Origin of the sequence: Roseiconus lacunae (assembly GCF_008312935.1) — a bacterium.
Taxonomy (GTDB): domain Bacteria; phylum Planctomycetota; class Planctomycetia; order Pirellulales; family Pirellulaceae; genus Stieleria; species Stieleria lacunae.
The window spans coordinates 155135-171718 of the sequence record NZ_VSZO01000009.1 but is presented as its reverse complement, the minus strand read 5'-3'; the positions used below and the strand labels follow the sequence as shown (position 1 = coordinate 171718).

The 16584-nt window shown below is 56.6% G+C and carries 9 protein-coding genes; 5 read left to right on the top strand and 4 right to left on the bottom strand.

Translation table 11 applies throughout. The annotated features are described in order from the left end of the window. Positions 1-140: 140 nt before the first annotated feature. Together pgsA and FYC48_RS13360 are read left to right on the top strand one after the other, a co-directional pair. Positions 141-797 (top strand): CDP-diacylglycerol--glycerol-3-phosphate 3-phosphatidyltransferase, encoded by a 657-nt coding sequence (pgsA, locus tag FYC48_RS13365; RefSeq protein WP_149497213.1) that lies wholly within the window; start codon positions 141-143, stop codon positions 795-797. Between the two features lie 4 nt (positions 798-801). Continuing rightward, on the top strand, positions 802-1824 hold the full coding sequence (locus tag FYC48_RS13360; protein ID WP_149497212.1) for a CPBP family intramembrane glutamic endopeptidase: 1023 nt from the start codon (positions 802-804) through the stop codon (positions 1822-1824). Here FYC48_RS13360 and FYC48_RS13355 read toward each other — a convergent pair. Together FYC48_RS13355 and der are read right to left on the bottom strand one after the other, a co-directional pair. Continuing rightward, positions 1802-3160: a hypothetical protein gene (locus FYC48_RS13355; protein WP_160149507.1), complete on the bottom strand. Its 1359-nt coding sequence runs from the start codon at positions 3158-3160 to the stop codon at positions 1802-1804. The two genes, FYC48_RS13360 and FYC48_RS13355, sit on opposite strands and share 23 nt — an antisense overlap. 55 nt (positions 3161-3215) lie before the next feature. After that, on the bottom strand, positions 3216-4553 hold the full coding sequence (gene der, locus FYC48_RS13350; protein ID WP_149497210.1) for a ribosome biogenesis GTPase Der: 1338 nt from the start codon (positions 4551-4553) through the stop codon (positions 3216-3218). Positions 4554-4688: 135 nt separating this feature from the next. Here der and FYC48_RS13345 point away from each other — a divergent pair, with 135 nt between their 5' ends. From FYC48_RS13345 to FYC48_RS13335, 3 genes are all read left to right on the top strand, one after another. Then, positions 4689-5606: a uracil-DNA glycosylase gene (locus FYC48_RS13345; RefSeq protein WP_149497209.1), complete on the top strand. Its 918-nt coding sequence runs from the start codon at positions 4689-4691 to the stop codon at positions 5604-5606. Between the two features lie 145 nt (positions 5607-5751). Beyond that, complete coding sequence (locus FYC48_RS13340; RefSeq protein ID WP_149497208.1) at positions 5752-7386, top strand: glutamate ligase domain-containing protein; 1635 nt, start codon at positions 5752-5754, stop codon at positions 7384-7386. A gap of 255 nt (positions 7387-7641) precedes the next feature. Beyond that, positions 7642-10140, top strand: coding sequence for a polysaccharide biosynthesis tyrosine autokinase (locus tag FYC48_RS13335; protein ID WP_149497207.1), 2499 nt, complete (start codon positions 7642-7644; stop codon positions 10138-10140). Positions 10141-10257: 117 nt separating this feature from the next. On the opposite strand, the gene FYC48_RS13330 is transcribed toward FYC48_RS13335, so the two are convergent. Then, positions 10258-15081, bottom strand: coding sequence for an SdrD B-like domain-containing protein (locus tag FYC48_RS13330; protein ID WP_235034241.1), 4824 nt, complete (start codon positions 15079-15081; stop codon positions 10258-10260). A 154-nt stretch (positions 15082-15235) separates the two neighbouring features. After that, on the bottom strand, positions 15236-16327 hold the full coding sequence (locus FYC48_RS13325; RefSeq protein ID WP_160149506.1) for a WD40 repeat domain-containing protein: 1092 nt from the start codon (positions 16325-16327) through the stop codon (positions 15236-15238). Between the last annotated feature and the right edge of the window lie 257 nt (positions 16328-16584).

The following is a 16584-nucleotide window of genomic DNA, read 5'->3' as shown; positions in this document are numbered from 1 at the left end:
GTCCCGTGATTTCCCGACTCTCGACCGATGGGCATGGCAACGGAATCGCCCAACACGCGGTGCCATGCGCACAATGCCCCCGTCGGCGGGCCCTTTCCCCAGTAGCTTCTTGAGATCATGATAAATAGGGAAACGGAAACATGAATCAAATCAGCCCCACCACTCCCCGTCGGGTTTTCCTCTCACCAGACTCTTCTCTGACGTTGGCCGAAACGAATCCCCCCGCATCGCGATCGATCTACAACGTGCCGAATTTGCTGACCAGCATTCGGTTCGGATTGGCTATCGCTGTGATGACTTTGATCCCATTGGGGTATTATCTGGCCGCAATGATCGTTTTTCTGGTCGCCGCATCGACCGATTGGATGGACGGTTACTGGGCCCGCAAATACGGTCAAGTGACCAAGTTCGGACGGATTTTCGATCCCTTTGTCGACAAGATCATCATCTGCGGATCCTTTATCGCGCTCGTCGGCGTCGTGGGAACTCCGATCGCATCGTGGATGGCGACGGTGGTCGTCGGACGCGAGCTGTTGGTGACCAGTTTGCGCGGAATGATCGAAGGCAGCGGAAAAGATTTCTCGGCCAGCCAGCTGGGCAAATGGAAGATGGTGCTTCAGTGTGCGGCCGTCGTCGCGGCACTGTTGTTTTTGCAATCCGCTGAGCCCGCCGCTTGGCTGAAAGTGACGACGTATGGACTGGTCTGGGCGGCGATCGGTTTGACCGTTTACTCAGGTTACGATTACACCATCGTCGCCGCTCGCCTGATGCAGGACGAGCCTGACGAGGCAAACTGACTTGATGGACGACGCGGGAATGTTCAACGAGCAGTTCTTCCTGGGCGGCTTCTTCATTATCACCGGGGTTGTCTTCTGCTCCGTTCTGATCGGTACCGGCCTGTGGCTCGCGTGGTTCGCCGGCTATCGACACCGAAATCTCTGCGGCGACGAATCCGATTTCTTGGTCACGCGTCTGCCACGTCCGCCGCAGCGTTGGTCGGTGACCGATTTCTTCGTGATGTTCGGGATGATCATTGTCATCGGGTCATTGATGGCACCACGTGCGCAGCCTGCCGCCGTTTCGACGACGCCACGCGAGGCTGAAACGACGCGGCCGGCCGATGTGGCGGAGACAGGTTCTGGCGAGTCCGTTGACGGTGAGATGGCTGCTCAGGAAGACGACTCTGCCGGCACGCCACCTAAACGCGACTTGACGCGGCGGGTCGCGACGCAAATGGTGGCCAACGCCGGCGCGTTTTCGTTGATGTTGGTGTTTTTGTTTCTAACACGCGATGCGACGCCGGAAAGCTTGTCCTTGGTGCCGCGGTTGTCGGACTTTCGGCGCGGAATTCTGGCAACGATTTGGATTCTCGCCCCGGTGTTGCTGATCAACCTCGTGGCATCGCAATTGGTGGAATACAAGCACACCGTGACGGACTTGTTGGCCGAGAGAAATAGTTTCCGAACGTTTGCGGCGCTGTTTCTTTCGGCCGCCATCGTAACGCCGGTCGTCGAAGAGTTTCAGTTTCGGTTGCTGTTACAAGGTGGGCTACAAAAACTGGTCGGTGACGCTTCCTGGAATGATGATGATCCGGCTTGGACGTTTGAATCGCTCGTTCCTCTGCTCGTGTCCAGTTTCGTGTTCGCGCTAATGCACTTCGGCCAGGGGGCCGCACCGATTCCGTTGTTCTTTCTGGCGATGGGTTTGGGGCTTGTCTATCAACGCACCGGACGGCTTTGGATCGTGATCGTCGTTCACATCATTCTCAATAGCGCGACGATCTGTCTAGAGTTTTGCCGCCTCAACGCGGGGCTGACGGTTTAGTCGTATCGCCGATAAAGGGTGAAGCCAGCAAGCCGGGTAGGAAGATCGCCGCCGCGTCAGCAAAGCGTCCGATCGGTGGGCTCGTTAAAATGATTAAGCCGACGCTGCCGATGCAATAGGTCAGCGCGATGATCGCAAATCCGTACCAGCCCGCTGCAAAGGGCGGCAGGGTGATTGTGCTTCCGCTAGCCGATCGAACGAGCAACCAAACGATCGCGACAAGGATCATCGCCAGGAACAGCGGGTGCATCGCAAGATTGGCGAGCGATCCCCAAACCGAGCGTCGGATCGCCAGCACGATCCAGCGGGCGTAGGCCAGTGGTGCGTTGGCGATAATCGTGCGATTGAAATCACCGATCAGTCGATGGACACGGACTCGATCCGGCGTTTCCGAGTCAAGGTCTGCTGAGCGTTGACCGACGGCCTTTGCCGCCGGCCAGATGACTCCATAGTTGATTTGTCCCCACTGCGATTCGAGCGTCAGTGTCGGAATGCTCGCTTCGGCAGATTCGGGAAGCCGAAAGTCGCCTCGTTCCAAATCATCGGCGACACGGCGGAGCAATTCGCCGGTTGCCGGTGCGGCATCGCCTGCGTAGCGTCGCATGTCATCCGGCGAAACCAACTGCGCCGCGACGGCGGACAGATTTTGATGACCGAAGGGCAAGAAAGAGAAGTCGTGGACGATGAAAGCCCGGCATGACATCCAAATCAAGATCACTCCGCCAACATGTGTCGCGATCCAAAGGCCTCGCCTTCCATCCGCCGCGGCCGGTAACCGTCGCCGCCGATCACAGCGGTTGAGCATCCATCCGGCAATTGCAACCCAAGGAACCAAAAACAGATAAGCCGGGCGGGCGAAAATACAAAGCAGTGCCGCAAGCCCACAGCCAACGCTGCTGGCCAGACCGCCAGTTCGCGACGTCCGCATCAGTAACGTTGCGGTGAGCACCCCCAGTGAAGCAGCCGGCGCATCGGTGCTGATCGTACTGATGTGATCGGTCGCGGTGCACCCGGCCAACACGGTGAAAGCGGCTACCAACGAAGCGCGATCAGAAAGCCCTCGTCGTCGAAGTTCTTCGCCGAAGCAAACACAAGCGATCGCATGCATACAGGCTTGCAGTAACGGTACGATCGCCACACCAAGGCTTGATTCGGCCAGTCGAAGGAAGATCGGGTAGACCGGCGGTCGGATCGACAGCATCGCTTGCCGCAGCGAATCAAACGGATAGTTCAAATAGCTGGGCGAGTCGTTGACATGATGGACCGACAACCGTCCGGTGATCGCGGCCAGAACGAAGGCGATCGCGAGTGGAACGATCCATCGCAATAGCGACACTGGTTTTGTGCCGGGGGCAGGCGGTGGCGGCATGCGTGATTAATGGCTGACGGATCTACTTGTTGACTGCGTCCATGTCGTCGTTACGCGGTCGCTTTTGCAGATACAGTTTGATCGGGACCTCGCCAAACTTGAGGTGGTCGCGCAACACACTGAGCAGATAACGCTGGTAGTCATTGGCAAACGCTTTTGGATCGTTGCACATGATGACAATCGTCGGTGGTTCGGTCGCAACCTGAGTCGCGTAGTAGATTTTGGGACGGCGATTCTGATACAGCGGCGGTTGGTGGGCTTCGACGGCCGAACGCAACAATCGATTGAGTTGTCCCGTCGACACTCGCTCGCGAGCTTGTTTGAAAAGCATCGTCGCATGGTTTAAAAGGGCCTTAACGTTCTTCCCTGATTGGCCCGTGATGAACGCGATCGGGGCGTAGGCAAGCGTCGGAAACTGGCGGCGGATGTAGCGCACCCAGCGATCCGTCGGGACGGTGCCATGAAGTTGGTCCCACTTGTTGATCACAAAGATCACCGGTTTGTGATTGTCGATCACGTAGCCGACAAGTTGCTTGTCAACCTTGCTAACCGTTTCGGCGGCATCAAAGAACATCAGCACCACATCGGCCCGGCGAATGCTTCTCTGGGCTCGGTGCATGCCGTAGAACTCAAGGTCAGTGCGTTGGCTCTTTCGTTTTCGAAGACCGGGAGTATCGATGGCAATGAACGTCTGCCCGTCGACCTCGAAGCGAACGTCGACGCTGTCACGGGTCGTCCCGGCGACTTCGCTGACGATCATGCGGTCAGACTCGGCGAGCGTGTTGACGAATGTGCTTTTTCCGACGTTACGTCGGCCGACGATTGTGATCTTCATCGTCGGTTCGTTGATCGACTCATCCGACGGAGGCAGTCGATCAAGAATCAGCTCCATCAAATCTGAACGGTTACGATTCTGGGTCGTACTGACGGTGACCAATCGGCCACGGCCGAGCCGGTGGAACTCTTCGGCCAGTGTGTCTTGATGTGGTTGGTCGGCCTTATTGGCGACTAGAATTACGGGCCGTTCGATGCCACGCAACCGCTCGACCACCAGTTCGTCCAGCGGCATCGGTCCGGTCAATACGTCGACGACCAACAAGATCACGTCGGCTGATTCGATCGCCAAATCGATTTGTCGGCGGACGTCGGCGGTCAAGTCATCGGGATCCTCGATTCCCAACCCGCCGGTATCGGTCAGTTCAAAAAAAGCGTCTTCGTTATTGATTAGGGTCGTCATCCGGTCGCGGGTGACACCTTCAAAATCGTCTACGATGGCTAAGCGACGCCCCGCCAACCAATTAAAGAGGCTGCTTTTACCGACATTGGGGCGGCCGACGATGGCAACTTGGGGAACGGGCATGGTGGGACTGTCTGAGACTCGTAAACTTGAAATCGGAACAAAAAGCAGGCAGCTACCCCTAAATCGTGGACGCGCGCCACTGGTATGTTAAACCGCGTGGTGCAATTTCAGTAGCCGGTGTGTTATCAAACGCTCATGAATCATTCCTCTTCGAAGCTCGATCCGGCCGATGTCCTGGCCCAGGCCGGTGGTCTTGCCGATCACTTGAAGCGACTCGGCGTCCAGTGGTTGCCCCAGGCGAATGCCGATCAAGTCACCGCGCTCGCCGAGTTTTTTGCGTTTGACGACGCAATCAAGACCGAATCGAATTCGTTTGTCCAACCGGCGGCGTCGGAATCGTCTGCCAATACACCCGGTGCCAGTCAGCGGCCCGCCAAACCGGCGAAATCCACTGCCGCTAAATCCGCTGCGTCACCTGCCGGAGGGTTTCAGCTTTCCAATGACCTCGGATCCGGTGGCGGCAGTTATCCTGGAATGCCGCTCTCGGAGCAGGAACGTGTAGCGCGGTTGGCCGCCGACGCAGAGCAAGTCTCGTCGTGTTTGAAGTGTGATGTGCTCGCCAAGTGCCGTACCAAAACGGTTTATGGTGAAGGTAGCGTGACTCCACGGGTCGTGTTCTTCGGCGAAGGCCCCGGGCGCGATGAAGACATTTCCGGTCGCCCGTTCGTCGGGAAGGCGGGCCAGCTTTTGACCAAGATGATCCAGGCTTGCAAGTTCGAACGCGAGGAGGTCTACATCATGAACACGGTCAAATGTCGGCCACCGAACAACCGGAATCCCGAAGCGACTGAAATCGATAACTGCCGCGAGTTCTTCGAAGCTCAATTGGAAGTTTTACGCCCCGAGTACATCGTCTGCCTCGGTGTCGTGAGTGCCCAAGCGTTGCTGCGAAACAAACTGTCCGTCGGCCGCATGCGAGGAAGGTTCCATAGTTATTTTGATAGCAAAGTGGTTGTGACTTATCATCCGGCGTACCTCTTGCGCGAGCCGGCCGCGAAAAAAGCGGCATGGACTGATCTTCAGATGATGTTGCGTGATGCCGGACTGCTGTGAAGTGTTGTTTGATCTGCAAAATCGACCTTGACCGATTTTGCGATCGAAGAACAATCATGGTTGTCGCACGTGCGTAAAGGAGAGCGAAAGGATCGCTCGGCACGTTGGGGCATCTAAAAACCATGATGTGCACGGAGGCCATCCTATGCGTCACGCATTCGACGATCGTCTATCGGTTGTATTTCCTGCGTCGATCAAAGCAGACGCCTACGAGCGGACCGTCGCTATTAAAAAAAGCGAGCCGCGGTGTTGGTTGCCACCAATGACGTCCGCTTCGATTGAGATCGAAGAAGAGGTTGTCGAACCTGCGGTTCGGCTGGCGTCGGTACTTTCTCATGCAAAGTTTTTTGGTTGCGACGACATTTCTGTCGATGCGATTACCAATGATGTGAATCGTTGTGTCGAAGGCGAGACGGTGGTTTATCGCGTCGGCGAGATGGATCCCGTTGAGTTCGTCTCCACTGCCCTGGCTCGCGGCGCGAAGGCGATCCTGACCGAACAGTTATTGCCGTGTCCGTTGCCGCAGTGCGTCGTCAGCCAGGCGGATCATGCGCTGGCAAAGATCGCGTCGGCAAAGAACGACGGACCTGATCGGCGTTTGCTAACCGTCGGTGTCCTTGGAAGCAGCGGCAAGACATCGACTTGTTTGATGTTAGCAACGATGATGAAATCGTTCGGTATGCGGATTGCCTATCAAACTGACTTAGGTAGCAGCGACGGCGTGATGACCGATACGTCGACGACGTCGCTTCCTGTCGGCGAAGCATTGATCAATTGGCTCGGAGAGTCAGCGGACTGTTTGAGTCGGGCCGCGATCATCGAAGTCGATGACAAGGCGGCGCGTGATGGACACTACGATGCGATCCAATTTGATGTTTTGATTGTCACCGGCAAGGATGCCCCGGGGGAAGATTTCGGGCCGAGTTCGCTACAGTGCTTGGCGGATCGATTGACTTCGACCGGCGTCATCATTGCTCCCGAAGGCAGCGAACGAATTGATCGCGTCATCGAAAAGGCTGAGTGTCAAAGTCTGGGTTATGGGACAACAACCGGCTGCGAGTTTGGGGCGAGTATCATCGATCAATCCGGCGGCATGTCGACGATTATGTTGTCCGCTGGCGATACCAGTGCGATGATGGAAACGCCCTTGTGTGGTTATACGATGGCGTCGAATCTGGCCGCCGCGTCGACGCTCGGCGTACTGCTGGGTTATTCGGTTCATCAAGTCGCCGAAAGCTTATCGACGCTGCGTTCGATTCCCGGGCGTGGACAGCGTCTGCCTGATTTTGGCCGTGCGACCGTCGTACTCGAAAACGGGGGTCGCGCCGATCGTATCACCGCGTCGTTACGCACGGCGCGCGCGACGACGGTTGGCGGGAAGGTCTGGTGCGTGCTGGCTCTTGGTGAGTTTGCGAACGAGAGCGAATTGGCTCGGATCGGGACGACGATCGAGCGCAATGCCCATCGCTGTATCGTCACCGGTGAAACGGTCGGTGGCGCATTTCTAAAACGAGCCCATCAACTACTTGATGGTGTCAAGGAATGCGCCGCGATCCGTTTGGTAGCCGATTCGGACAAGGCACTTCGGTGGGCGATTCGACATGCCGATCCACGCGACACCATTGTCGTCTTTACCAATCGAAAGGCGAGTTCGGCGCACGACGACCGTACGACTTGGGACGATTTGCGAGGCGTCGTCGATGACGAACGAACGCACGTCGATCGTGTTGAAACAGAGAACGCTCAAGCTGAAACGATTTCGCTCAAGTTGTATCGCTAGCGAGATGCCCCGGGGTGCCGTTTGGTGCCGTTTGCAATCTTGGATGTTGGCGAAACACTCGTTTTGGGCGAACATAGAAATGCTGTCGATAGCCGCTCTGTTGGGTGGTCTGTCGCATGTGGTTCAGTCCAGTTGGTCGAATTGAGGGAAGGTCCTCATAGGAAAGGGGAGATCCCGGCAGCCCGATCGTACGGTCAACCTATGCTCAGAAATGGATACGGTTTTGTCGTACGATTTCCATAGCAGCCACCTCCCATGTTCCAAAACGATTCGTCCCCGCGATCAGATGAGAGCCAACTCATCGTCGATGCGAATCTGGAGGAGCAAGGACAATCGGTCCACTCCATCTTGTGGCGATTTCGCTATTTGATGGCCGCTTGCATCGTCGTCGGCCTGATTCTCGGGCATTGGTATCACGGCCGAAAGCCTGCCGAGTACCGGGCGACCGCGAAGTTAATGTTTCGTAGCGACGCACCGATCACATTGGATGCGTCGACAGGTTTGGTGCGAGGTGGTTTGCCCAGCGGACAGCTACTCAAGTCGCTCATCAATTCGCGTGCGATCGTCGGACGGGTGAAGCACAATAACCGTCTCCGCCAAGTCCCGGCGTTGGAAGCGCTGACGGATCGGGCCCTGGTCAGGTTGGTCCGGGGCGGGATCCGATTCCAATCGGTTACCGATTTGAAGGATTCACACGATCGTTTGATCGCGAATCTGTCGTTCGAACACTCTGACCCGACGGTTTGTCAGGCCGTTGTCGATGCGGTTTGCCGTGCGATCGGCGAACATTTCCAGGAAGAGCGTGAGTCGACGATCAACGAATTCACTCGATTGATCAATCGAGCCCAGGACAAGTTGCTTCCCCAGCAGGTCGCTCTCGAACGCGAGTATCAACGGTTTCGTCGCGAAGCCCCGTTGCAATGGGATCGGCATGGTAAAGCGGTGAATCCACATCGTCAGAGATACGATCATCTGCAATCGATCCGCCAGGGACTGGAGCGGCGTGAGCGACAGCTCGGAACCGAATTGATGTTCGTGTCTAACATGAAGTTGCAAGACAAGAACGCAGAGTTGGTCGCGCGAGTGATCGGCGAGCTCAGTGACGAGGCACACGACCTTGGTGACGCGCCGATCGGAATGGCCAAGCTATTGAATATGAAGGATGATCTTGAGATTCAACACATCGAGATCGAGAAGTCTCTCGTTCCATTGAAGATCAAGCTCGAGCAGATGCAGATGGCCTTCGGAGCTTCGCATCCAGAGGTCAAATCGCTAACGACCCAGATCGAAGCCTCGCAGCGACGGTTGGGTGAACTCAATCGCCTCGTCCACCAACGACGGCGTGAGATCGATGGCGACGACGGCGATCCGCAGTTTGATACCGCCGGTATCAGCGCCGATTCAACCGCGACAGATTTGGTCGACACGTTTATCTGCGGTTTGAAAGAACGCTTGAAGGTGACTCAAAAAGAGATCAAAGATCTCGACGCACAGCTTGAGGCCGAACGACTCGCCGCCGATGAATTGAAACGGTTTGAAGAGGACGAGGCATCGTATCGCCGGCGAATTGCCAGTGTTCAAGGCATGTTGATTCAGCTCGAAGAACAATTGGCCGGACTGAAATTGGTCGACATCGAGGGCGGTATCTTGGTCGATCAATTGTGGGGCAGCGGTGGTGCCGCGTTGATCGGTCCGGATCAGAAGAAAGATTTGCTCGCCGGTGCGATCATTGGTTTTATCCTAGGCGGAGTGCTTTCGATCGTTCTTGAGTTCTGGTCGATGACGTTTCGCAGCGCGGCCGAGATCCAGCGTACCCTTCGCGTTCCCGTGCTCACGCATATCCCGCTCGATATTCATCGATCCAAGCCGGCTCAGACGTCAACGGAGTCAAGTTCAACGGGGCTGTGTGACAAGATCGCGGTCGTTCATCGGCCCCATTCGCCGGCAGCCGAAGCCGTGCGTGCGGTACGTACCGCGGTTCTTTTGGAGCGAAAGCAGCATGGCAGTCAGGTGTTTCAAATCACCAGCCCGCTGCCCGGCGACGGCAAGAGCACACTCGCGGCGAACGTCGGTTGCTCGATCGCACAAACCGGAAAACGCACCTTGTTGATCGATTTGGATTTGCGCAGTCCGCGGTTGTCATTGCGTTTCAATCTGCAGGCCGACAAGGGGTTGGCAAACGTGCTTAACGGTGAAGTTGGTGTCTCAGAAGTCATTCATCAATCATCAATCGAATACTTGGATGTGTTGCCATGTGGTCCGTTACCGTCGAACCCGGCCGAAGCGTTGACGATGCCCGACTTGGTAGACATTATCAACTGGGCCCGTGAGCGTTACGATTGCATCATCATCGACACACCACCGTTGTTGATGGTCAGCGATCCATCGATAGTGTCCAGCTATGTCGATGCGGCGATCCTAGTGATGCGGATTGCTCATCGTTGTAAGCCGAACGCGAGGGAAGCTTTGTCGATGCTTCGCTGGTCGGGGGCGAAAGTCGTCGGTGTGGTCATCAACAAGCACAACACGCGCCGCCAAGCCTACCGGGCCAGCGCTAGCGGAGGGTACCAGACGATCGGCTACGGATACGGCGACAAGTACCGCCGACGATATCAGCGCGAAGTTAATTCGCGCGAAACCTATTTGATCAAAGCTCATGGATCGACCCATCGCATCGATGGTCCGGAGCCGGAAAGCGATCTCGAAGGCGATCACCTTGCCAATACGCCAGCCGTTAAATCGGAACGCCGTTAGTTTGCGTGTCACCGAACGACCGAATCAACCGAACCGATTGACACAGCCGAGTTCGCACCCAAGGTTTAACATCGGGTGCGTCGTCGGATTTGATCGTAAGGACATGATACGGTCGTACTAGCTGGCTTTCTTGTACCAGCCTAATTCGTCACGCCCGTCACCGTCCCAATCGCCGACGACCGGTTGGCTATCGGAAGGAGTATCGGGAAGGTCGAATTGATCGTCTGCCGCCGTGACTTTGCGATCGCCATCGGTATCGATGATCACTCGGTTGCCTCGGATCACACCGATTTCATCGATCCCATCGCCGTCGAAGTCACCGACGATGGGTTGATCACCTGGCTGTCCAAACTCGAAACGTTCTTCGCCCGCTTTGCGTCTTCCGTCGCCTTCGGCATCAAGCATCCAGAGCCCACCACGGAAGATTCCGATTTGATCGATTCCGTCCCCGTTCCAGTCACCCGAGACGGGCGTGTCAACGTCTTCTCCGTACTGGAAGACATGATCGACCGCGTCGGCTCGCAAACTGCTGTCGGCGCCATGACGCAGCATGCGGCGACAATCCTCAGGACGTATTTCGATCGAAACCAAACCTAACGTTTTGCGATTCTCCAGGTAGCGCCGCCAGCGGTTTGATGGGTCGGGAAGCCCCGCGTCGGTTTTGATCCGCCGCCAGTCACGTTCCCATTTCCGGCCGAAGATCCCGATGTCGTCTTTTCCGTCACCGTCCCAGTCGCCGACGACCGGGCGATCCATCTCCGTTCCCAGTAGGATCCACAAATCGCCTTCGTCCCAGACACCATTTCCGTTCAGGTCCACGTACCAGTGTCCGGCGACGTAAATCGCGACCTCGTCGGCACCGTCACCGTTGAAGTCTCCGGCGAGTCCGATCGCGTCCTCGGATCCCAAGTTTATTTGCTCGCTCTCTTTGCGAACTTGGCCGTCCATGGTGAGCAGTTGCCATTCGCCGCGGTCCTTTTCGTGTTCGACTGAGTCGAGCTGCGTATCGCTTCGCATCGCGACTTTCATAAAGGCATCGCGCGAAGCTATTTTTCCCCGTGGATGTCCACCGTTGATCACGCTAAGGTGCCAGGTCACAAAATCGACTTCACCGAGGATTGGCTGGGGAAGCAGCCGTTCGGGAGGCATCGTCATTACGATCGGTTCTGGATCGGGGAATTCCTCCAGCGGTGGCGGAAGGATGTTTTCCGGTTCAGGCGTGCGCGGTCGCAGAATGTTGTGTGGCGGCTCCACCGGTGGCGGTGGCGGCGGAGGAGGTGGTGGAGGCGGCGGAATCGTAAGATCAATCTCGACTTCGCTAAAGTAATTGTCGTGCGACGTCTCTCCGCCCCCGACGGTGACGCCAAGGATGGTGTCAAAGCTCTGCGTCGCAGGCACCGACTGGATCCACAACAGTTGTTGGTCGTCGTATTCGTCGGCCGCGTTGACGGCAAGTCCGCCTGTGGTACCCGGTGTATCGATCGAGTCAATCAGGTTGCCGCCGATCGGTTGCTGTTGTGCCAAGACATACGTGCCAGGACGCAGACCGGCGAATTGAAAAACGCCGTCGTGATCGGTCATCACGACGCTGTTGGTAACCGCATCGCCGGAGAGGAAATCGCCATCAGATAGTGGTTGCCCGAACTGATCAAGGATAGTGATCTGAACGCCATTGAGTCGACGGTCGTCGCTCGTCAATTGGCCATCTTTGTAATCGCGTAGTTGATCCGGAGTGATGAACCCGGTTGTTTCGATCGCTTCACCGTCGATAAACACGACACCGACAATCTTTGCCGGTGGAATTTCGGGAAAGTCATATCCGACACCGGTCATTGCCGCACCGACGTTGATGTTTGTCAATCGATCGTCACCGGAAGGTCGGCCGCCAAGGTTGCCGACAATCTGTCCTCCGTGGAAATGCGTTTCCGGTTGGACTTCCTCGATTTGGTAAACGCCGCGGTCGAGTCCTACGAAGGTGTAATGGCCACTCGCGTCGGTCACTGTGGTCTGGACAACGTTGCCCGATTCATCGATCAACTTAATCGAGACACCGCTGATCGGAGTTTCGTCGTTGTCGTACCGTTGGTTTTCGTTGGTGTCCGTCCAAACGGTACCCGACAGACTGCTCGGTTCGTATTCACAGAATCGGTAGTCGACGGCTTTTTCACCGGGGGCGACCGTCAACGACATTAGGTCAACACCTAAGATCACGCCGCCGGCGGACCCGAGTACTTGCCCGCCCTGGAAATAGCCTTCTGGCTGAACCTCATAAACCGTGTACTCGCCGCCGCGAAGTCCGACGAATTGGTAGTGTCCGTCCGGATCGGTGCGTGTCGTCGCGACCACCAAACCGTCGGAATCACGCAGTTCGATCAAGACGTTGCCGATACCGCGCTCGTCGGGCGATCGAATGCAATCTCCGTCGTTGTCGATGTGGACGCTACCGGAAATCTCACTCGGAGGTTCTTCACAGAAATCGTAGTCCGTCGCATCGATTCCCGACCCCAGTTGGATCGCTTCGATCGTATTCGTACCAACCGTTCCTCCGGCGGAACCCGCTTTGACGCCGCGGTCGAACAAGCCCTGGGGTTGTTCTTGAACGACGGTGTAACGCCCGGGGCGAAGGTCACTAAAGCGGTAAGTCCCGTCGGCCGACGTTTCCACTTCCTTCACCACCGTGCCGTTTTCGTCAAGCAGTCGAATGACGACGCCTTCCAAACCGACTTCGTTGGGGTCGCGAATGCAATCACGGTCAAGATCAAGGTGAACTTGCCCGGAGAGCGATGCAGGTAGCAATTCGCCGAAATTGTATTCGAAACCACCCATGCCTTGCGGAATTACGATCTCGCTGATGCGATCGTTGCCAGCGATTCCGACCGTTTGGTTGCCGACCGTTCCGGCGCTGTCGATCCCATCGAGATACCCGGACGGTTGCTGTTCGACAACCGTGTACGTTCCGGGTTGAAGGTCTTCGAATTGATAGAATCCGGAAGCATCCGTGGTCGTCGTTGCAACGGTTTGCCCGGAGTCATCGATCAGTGAGATTTGAGTCCCTGCGATGCCTTCTTCGCCGGAGTCGCGCGATCCATCCATCGAGCGATCATGATAGACGTACCCCGATAAGGTCACCGGGGCGATCTCGCAAAAATGATAGTCGACGCCGGTTCCGCCCGGATTCATGCTAATTTGGCGGATCAGCATTCCATTGACGGACTCACCGTTGGTGCTGCCATCGATCCGCCCGACAAACGACGAACCGTCCAGCAATCCCTCGGGCGTGTACTGGACGATTCGATAGTCACCGGGAACGACATCGTCGAAGTGGTAGGTTCCCATCGGCGTCGTCGTGACCCGTGAGATGACGTTGCCATCGGGTTGTTGCAGTTCGACGATCACGCCGCCAAGTGGCTCGGCCAATGCCGGATCGTATGTCGGATAGCAAGCTTGACCAGGCCGAGCCAGGTAAACCATCCCACTGATTTCACCGGTTTCCAACTCGCCAAAGTTGTATTCGATACCAACGCTTCCGCCATCAAGATCGATCTGTCGGATCGCATCGCCGTCGATGTCAGCGACGCCAACAGTGATCCCGTCGATCGTGCCCGCGGTGTCCTTGCCGTCGATCAAGCCGCTCGGCTGAGTGACTTCGATAACTTCGTAGGATCCCGGAGCGAGGTTGCTGACGAAGTAACTTCCATCGCTGAGCGTCACCGTCGTGACGGTTTCTTGTGGGCCAACCGTTTGAACGGGGACGATGCGAATCGTAACGCCCGCGATTCCGGTTTCACCGGCTTCACGGAGGCCGTTGTCGTTGTTGTCGCGGTAAACGTAGCCACCGATCGATGCCGACTCGGCTTCGGCAAAGTTCATTTCGATCGCATCGGTATCACCGAGAGGAATTTCGATCGATGAGAGGACGTCCAAACCGATCGCGGCGCCGGTAGCCGCACCGTCGACCGATCCGGGAATCGCGGCGACGCTAAACAGTCCGTCGGGTTGCGTTTCGACGATTCGGTAGGTGCCAGGCATCAATCCCAGCGAGCGGTCAAAGGTATAGTTTCCCGATGCGTCGGTGCGGACACGATGCCCCGTGTCACTGTAGGCACCGCTGTTGTCGACCGCCAGCAACGTGAGTTCAACGTCGGCCAAACCGACTTCACCGGGTTGCCAAACCGCATCAAGATTGTTGTCCAGCCAAACGGACCCGCTGATCGAAATTGGTTTTGGTTTTTGCGTCAATTCCATCACCGCAGCGGCGCTACGGTTGGGGCGGCTATTCGGTCCGGTGCCTTCGTCGTCAGGAAGGTTGAGGCCAAAGTCTTGTCGGGGCGAACCGTAGTTGTTCAGAAAGACACTGTCCGCCGTCGTCGGCTCGTAATGCGGCGCCTCAAAAAATGCTTCCAGGATGGAATCTTGAAACTCTTGGCCCGACGTGATGACATCCAATCGATCATTGAATTCATCTAGGTTCGGCAGGTTACGGAGAACTTCGTCGACATCGATCGTGAACTCCAATCGGTCGCCGGCACGAAAATTGGTCAAATCAAGGATCAGTTCCTGTCCGCCGTCGGCAACCGTTGCCCGAGCCGTTGCGGTGCGTCCGTCGGTGGTTTCGATGGTCAGGATTTGGAAGTCATGCCACCCCTCTTTCCCGCGTCCACCGGCGGCGGTATCGAATATCGGATCACCGACGGAGATCCCGTCCCCGTCTTTATCGGTGCGGATTCGGACTTGGTTAAGCGTCGTACCTTCGGCGCCACCGGTGAAGGTCAACAGAAACTTGTCGCCTTGCGAATCGCTACCGTAATCGTTGTCCGATTCTAAGTAGTCCGTTTCTAGATAAACGACGCCGACGTGAATCGGATCGGCAGCGAACAGCTCTCGGCGCTCCAATACTTGAGGCCGCGCGGGGCGTCGCAATCGTTTCTTGTTCAGAATCACTCGTGGCACCTCCGTGTGCCCAACCAAAGCAAAGCGAAAGACTAATTCAAGCGTAAACGCATGAGAGGAAGGAATCCTTTCAACACGTCGTGGGGCTGGCAATCAAAAGCCCTAATCGTTCCGGCAATAACCAATTTCGCATGGCACAACCGGGTCAACGTTCCAGTGCGTTGTCACGTTCGGCGATCCGTTCGGCACCCCCAAGCACACTTTCAAGTTGCCATTTACGAAGTGTCGCGTCATACCCGCCGGAATACAGCGTTGTACCGATCGCGGCCAGCGACGTCACCGTTCCGGAATGTCCGGTCAAGCGTTCGACCAGATTGCCTGTCGCGATGTCGACCAAACTGATTAAGTTGTCGCTCCCGGCGACGGCCGCGTACTTTTCATCGATCAAACAGATGGCATACAGTTTGCCTCGCGTCACGTTAACTTGTCGGACCACTTGCTTAGAATCGGTATCAAACAAGGTCAGCCCGCCATCTTCGCCAATCGATGCCAGGATCGACGTCGAACCAACGAATTTCATATCATGGGTGCGCCCACTATGAATCGTGAATTCATCGATCAGTTGGTAGCCACCACGTTGGAATAGGTGCAATTTCCCGGTGCGACCGGCGACCGCGACAACCTTGCCGTCCTGGCGGTACTCGACTGACCGTAAATCGGTGCAGTCACAACGGACGCGGGGTTGGGAATGGATCGGTTGCTGGCTGATGATGAATACTTCGTCGGTGAATCCCACCGCCGCCAATTCTTGTCCTCGCGGGGCAAAGCGGACGCCTGCGAAAGCATGGGAGGTAGGCATTCGCTGCAAGATCGACCAATCGCGGCAATCCCATATCACGAGGTCTCCATCATTTCCCGCCGAAACGAGTCGGCGTCCCGACGGATCGAACTGCACACTTTGGATCAAATCCGAATGACCGGTGAGCAGCGCAATCCGACGCATGCTGACGGCATCCAAGATTCGAATACCATGATCATCGCCCGCGACAGCCAAGATCTTACCCGCGGGGTCGACGGCGATTGCCTGGATAATCGCCCCATCGAAGTCCGCGCTCACCGGTTGCAAACGCACCGTGGTGCTGACCGGCGTTTGCGGACGAAACGATGCGCCCGAGGCGTTCGTCGCGTCATCCGCCGCCGCCAACCATGGATGTCGCAGCAAGGTTCCGCCGAGCGCGAGACCCGCCACCTGCCGCCGATTGAGCGTCAGTTGACTCGCTTGATCAAAACGTCGCATCGATCCCCCCATTGGACTATTGGAAACGGTTGGCGCAGCCCGAAACATTTCACTCATCGGCACATTCGCGCGATCGCCATTAACCGCTAAATCAAGAAGACTCGGTTGATAGCAAACACTCAGGCTCAGGTGAGGGGCACGCACGTTGCCTAGGAAGTACCGATTCGGCGGGTTGGCGCTGAACAGGCGCTCGAAATGTTTGCTAACAAAGGTAGGTCAGATTTGACATTCGGCGATGTTTTTGTCGATTTGGCGGG

Coding starts and splice junctions, on each gene's coding strand:
- pgsA (WP_149497213.1), top strand. CDS start 141: ATGAATCAAATCAGCCCCACCACTCCCCGTCGGGTTTTCCTCTCACCA.
- FYC48_RS13360 (WP_149497212.1), top strand. CDS start 802: ATGGACGACGCGGGAATGTTCAACGAGCAGTTCTTCCTGGGCGGCTTC.
- der (WP_149497210.1), bottom strand. CDS start 4,553: ATGCCCGTTCCCCAAGTTGCCATCGTCGGCCGCCCCAATGTCGGTAAA.
- FYC48_RS13345 (WP_149497209.1), top strand. CDS start 4,689: ATGAATCATTCCTCTTCGAAGCTCGATCCGGCCGATGTCCTGGCCCAG.
- FYC48_RS13340 (WP_149497208.1), top strand. CDS start 5,752: ATGCGTCACGCATTCGACGATCGTCTATCGGTTGTATTTCCTGCGTCG.
- FYC48_RS13335 (WP_149497207.1), top strand. CDS start 7,642: ATGTTCCAAAACGATTCGTCCCCGCGATCAGATGAGAGCCAACTCATC.
- FYC48_RS13325 (WP_160149506.1), bottom strand. CDS start 16,327: ATGCGACGTTTTGATCAAGCGAGTCAACTGACGCTCAATCGGCGGCAG.